Source organism: Mycobacterium sp., assembly GCF_025933915.1.
Lineage (GTDB): Bacteria > Actinomycetota > Actinomycetes > Mycobacteriales > Mycobacteriaceae > Mycobacterium.
Genome location: NZ_JAICZA010000263.1, coordinates 1 through 3,879 on the forward strand (window position 1 = coordinate 1; position 3,879 = coordinate 3,879).

At 67.7% G+C, this 3,879-nt stretch carries 5 protein-coding genes and 1 tRNA gene; 5 read left to right on the plus strand and 1 reads right to left on the minus strand.

All coding sequences use genetic code 11. The features are described 5' to 3' along the window. The coding region (locus tag Q0W90_RS23655; RefSeq protein ID WP_297777017.1) for a UPF0182 family protein at positions 1-693 on the plus strand (693 nt) is incomplete at its 5' end. Positions 694-696: 3 nt separating this feature from the next. On the opposite strand, the gene Q0W90_RS23660 is transcribed toward Q0W90_RS23655, so the two are convergent. Continuing rightward, on the minus strand, positions 697-1,677 hold the full coding sequence (locus Q0W90_RS23660; protein WP_297597077.1) for a DJ-1/PfpI family protein: 981 nt from the start codon (positions 1,675-1,677) through the stop codon (positions 697-699). A 101-nt stretch (positions 1,678-1,778) separates the two neighbouring features. Here Q0W90_RS23660 and Q0W90_RS23665 point away from each other — a divergent pair, with 101 nt between their 5' ends. From Q0W90_RS23665 to Q0W90_RS23680, 4 genes are all read left to right on the plus strand, one after another. Continuing rightward, on the plus strand, positions 1,779-2,429 hold the full coding sequence (locus Q0W90_RS23665; protein WP_297597078.1) for an HD domain-containing protein: 651 nt from the start codon (positions 1,779-1,781) through the stop codon (positions 2,427-2,429). A 29-nt stretch (positions 2,430-2,458) separates the two neighbouring features. Beyond that, positions 2,459-3,166, plus strand: a complete 708-nt coding sequence (locus Q0W90_RS23670) for a nitroreductase family protein (protein WP_297697540.1) — start codon at positions 2,459-2,461, stop codon at positions 3,164-3,166. 17 nt (positions 3,167-3,183) lie between these two features. Further along, complete coding sequence (locus Q0W90_RS23675) at positions 3,184-3,720, plus strand: cupin domain-containing protein (protein ID WP_297597083.1); 537 nt, start codon at positions 3,184-3,186, stop codon at positions 3,718-3,720. Positions 3,721-3,804: 84 nt separating this feature from the next. Further along, positions 3,805-3,878: transfer RNA gene (locus tag Q0W90_RS23680), tRNA-Met, on the plus strand. The last annotated feature ends 1 nt before the right edge of the window (position 3,879 follow it).

Below are 3,879 nucleotides of genomic sequence, written 5' to 3' on the forward strand. Positions count from 1 at the left end.
ACGAGCGCGATGAACAGGTTCAAGCGCGACTATCTGGCCGCCTACATCAGCGCGAGCTCCGACCCGGCGACGTACGGCCGGATCACCGTGCTGACCATCCCGGGTCAGGTCAACGGGCCGAAGCTGGCCAACAACGCGATCACCACCGACCCGGCGGTGTCCCAGGACCTCGGGGTGATCGGGCGCGACAACCAGAACCGGATCCGGTGGGGCAACCTGCTCACCTTGCCGGTCGGTCAGGGCGGGCTGCTCTACGTCGAACCCGTGTACGCCTCCCCGGGGGCCAGTGACGCGGCCTCCTCCTACCCGCGGCTGATCCGGGTGGCGATGATGTACAACGACAAGATCGGGTACGGCCCCACCGTGCGCGACGCCCTCACCGGGCTGTTCGGTCCCGGCGCGGGTGCGGCGGCGACGGGGATTCAGCCCACCGAAGCGGGGACGCCCGCGGCGAGTCCGCCGGCCAGTGCGCCGGCGCCGGCCGCGACACCGGGATCCCCACCGCCCGCGGCGGTCCCGCCGGCTCCGGACGGATCGGTCGCGCTGTCGCCGGCCAAAGCCGCTGTGCTGCAGGAGATCCAGGCAGCGATGGGCGCGGCCAAAGACGCGCAGAAGAAGGGTGATTTCGCCGGCTACGGTGCGGCGCTGCAGCGGTTGGACGACGCGATCACGAAGTACAACAACACCAAATAGCTGTCAGGCGTAGGCCGTTCGGAATCTGTCGCGGTAGGCTTTCGGGCTGATGCCCAACTGGGTGACGAATGCGCGTCGCAGCGTTTCGACGCTGCCGAAGCCGGCCATGCCCGCGGTCTCGGTGACGGACCGGCCGGCTTCGAGTGCGTTACGGGCGAAATCGATTCGAACCAATTCGACGTAGCGTGCCGGGGTCATCCCGAGCTCCGATTGGAACAGCCGGGTCAGCTGGCGCGTGCTCAACGATGCTAGGGCCGCAAGTCTTTTCACGCTGTAGTCGGCGGCGGGATCGGCCGCGATCGCGTCGGTGACCGCGCGCAGCGGGGACTGCGGCGGGGGGTCGGCCTCGACCAGCACCGAGAATTGTGATTGTCCGCCGGCCCGTTTCAGATAGACGACCAGCCACCGGGCGACGTCGCGGACCAGTTCGGTGCCGTGGTCCATTTCGACCAACGCCAGCGCCAGGTCGATGCCCGAGGAAATCCCGGCCGAGGTGAAGACGTCGCCGTCGCGGACGAAGATCGCGTCCGGTTCGACGGTGACATCCCGAAAGGCCCGGGCCAACCGCCGGGCATCGTGCCAGTGCGTGGTGGCGCGCCGGCCGCGCAGCAGGCCGGCCTGCGCGAGGATGAACGACCCCGTGCAAATGGACGCCATCCGCCGGGTTCGCGCCGAGACGGATCTGATGGCCTCGACGAGCGCGGGGTCGAGTGCTCGCCCGGGCAGGTTGTCGCTGCCGGCGACCAGAACGGTATCGGCGGAATCGATGGCCGAGATGCGGTCGGTGACCCCCAATCGGGTCCCGATCGAACTTGTCACGTCGCCGCCGTCCACCGACGCGATCTTGAGCCGGTAGTCGGCGCCGAAGCGGTTGGCTTCGACGAAGACCTCACCCGCTCCCGCGACGTCCAGCAGCGTCACCCCGTCGAAGACGACGATGACCACCACCCGTGAATGCTTTCCGGCTACGGCCACGTACGCCATTGTGTCGCTTTCTGAGGGGTTGACGGCTGAAACGACCGGCGTCGGATCGTCCGGCCCGTCGCACACTGGTCACGACGGCCACCGGAGAAGGAGACGAGATCATGACCACCGGTTCGATAGACATCATCGCCGGCATCCAGGTACCCGACACCGCGCTGGCGCGCGAGGTCACCGACTTCATCCGTGACACCGAGGACGAGTTGCTCTTCCACCATTCCCGGCGGGTGTTCTTCTTCGGCGCACTGCAGGGCTTGCGCCGCGGAGTGCAACCGAATGTGGAGCTGCTCTACGTCGCGGCGATGTTCCACGACCTCGGCCTGACCGAGCGCTACCGCAACTCCACCCTGCGCTTCGAGGTCGACGGCGCCAACGCGGCGCGGGAATTCTTGACGACCCACGGTTTCGATGAGGCCGACGCCGACACGGTGTGGCTCGGCATCGCCCTGCACACCACCCCCGGCGTGCCCGAGTTCCTGGCGCCCGAAGTCGCCCTGCTGCAGGCCGGTGTGGAAGTCGACGTGGTCGGTGTCGGCCGCGACGATGTGGCTCCCGAAGCGCTCGCCGCGGTGACCGCCGCCCATCCGCGCCCCCAGTTCAAACAGCGAATCCTGGCGGCGTTCAACGACGGCATGAAGCACCGCCCGCAGACCACGGCCGGCACCATGAACGCCGACGTACTGGCGCACTTCGATCCCGCATTCGAGCGCGTCGACTTCGTCGACAAGATCCTCAACAACAGCTGGCCGGAATAGCCCGGAATGGCCCGGAAGGGAGTAGACAGATGGACATCCACGAAGCGCTGTACACCACCAGGATGATGCGGCGGCTGCGGCCCGATCCGGTTCCGCTGGACGCGCAGGCCCGCATCCTCGACGCGGCCGTTCGCGCCCCCAACGGGGCCAACACCCAACGCTGGCACTTTGTCGCCGTTGACGATCCGCAGCTCATCCGCGCGTTCGCCCAATTGTTCCGCCAGGCCCGCGCCCTCGAATACGAGAAGTTCGGGACGGGGACGGGGCCGATGGTGGCACCGGCGCCCGGTGCCGACGCGGCCGCCCACGCCGAGACGATGCGCCGAATCAAAGGCTCCGGGGACTATCTGGCCGACCACTTCGAGGAAATTCCGTTGTTGCTCTTCGTCTTTGCCATCGACGACCTCGGCGGCGCCAACATCTTCCCGGCGATCTGGAGTGTGTTGCTCGCCGCGCGTGCCGAGGGTGTCGGCGGTGTCATGACGATGGTGCTCCGCAATTTCGAGGACCGGGTGAACGAGTTACTGGGCGTGCCCGTCGAGGAGGGCTGGGCGATGTCGGCGATGCTGGCCCTCGGCTACCCGCGGGGCAAATGGGGTGTCGCGGCCAACCGCCATCCCGTGCACGAGGTTTCATCCCGAAACGGCTGGGACAAGCCCTTCGGTGTCGAAGTGCCGCAGCCGCTCTGGCCGCCTCGGGACGACACGGCGCCCACCGCGACCGCGGTCGGGTTCTGAAGAAGGGCGAACGTCAGATGAGCGACGCGAACGCAATCGGGGTCACGGTGGTCCGCCCCGGCGAAGGCGATTACGTTGCCCTGCCTGGTTTTGGGGCGGTCTTCAAGCTGTCCGGCAAGACCAACGGGGGCGAGGTGTCCATCGTCGAGCACCCGTTCGAGGTCGGCCTGCTCACCGCGGCGCATCGGCACACCCGCGAGGACGAGCATTCCATCGTGCTGGCGGGCGAGATCGGCTTCCGCTCCGACGACAGCGAGGTCGTTCTCGGGCCCGGTGGTTACATCACCAAGCCCCGCGGGCAGATGCACGCGATGTGGAACGCCGGCACCGAGCCGGGCCGCATCGTCGAGATCATCACGCCGGGCGGGTTCGAGAACTATTTCCGCGAACTCGGTGAGCTGCTCCTCGAGCACGCCGACGACCCGGTCGGCAAGCCACTGCACGAGCTGCCCGAGTTCGGCGAACTGGCCGACAAATACGGGCTGACCTACGGGTCCCCCGTCTGGATGGACGACATCGCGCGGCGGTACGGGCTGAACCCGCCTTCCCATTGAGCCAGGCGTGAGCGAGCCCGCCGACCCCGCTGAGCGTGCGATTTGGTGGCCGTGACACCGGTTCGGTAGCCTGGCATTCACCAACGCGGGGTGGAGCAGCTCGGTAGCTCGCTGGGCTCATAACCCAGAGGTCGCAGGTTCGAATCCTGTCCCCGCTAC

Bases quoted from the DNA above. Each gene is read 5' to 3' on its own strand.
- Q0W90_RS23660 (WP_297597077.1), bottom strand. From the start codon at position 1,677: ATGGCGTACGTGGCCGTAGCCGGAAAGCATTCACGGGTGGTGGTCATC.
- Q0W90_RS23665 (WP_297597078.1), top strand. From the start codon at position 1,779: ATGACCACCGGTTCGATAGACATCATCGCCGGCATCCAGGTACCCGAC.
- Q0W90_RS23670 (WP_297697540.1), top strand. From the start codon at position 2,459: ATGGACATCCACGAAGCGCTGTACACCACCAGGATGATGCGGCGGCTG.
- Q0W90_RS23675 (WP_297597083.1), top strand. From the start codon at position 3,184: ATGAGCGACGCGAACGCAATCGGGGTCACGGTGGTCCGCCCCGGCGAA.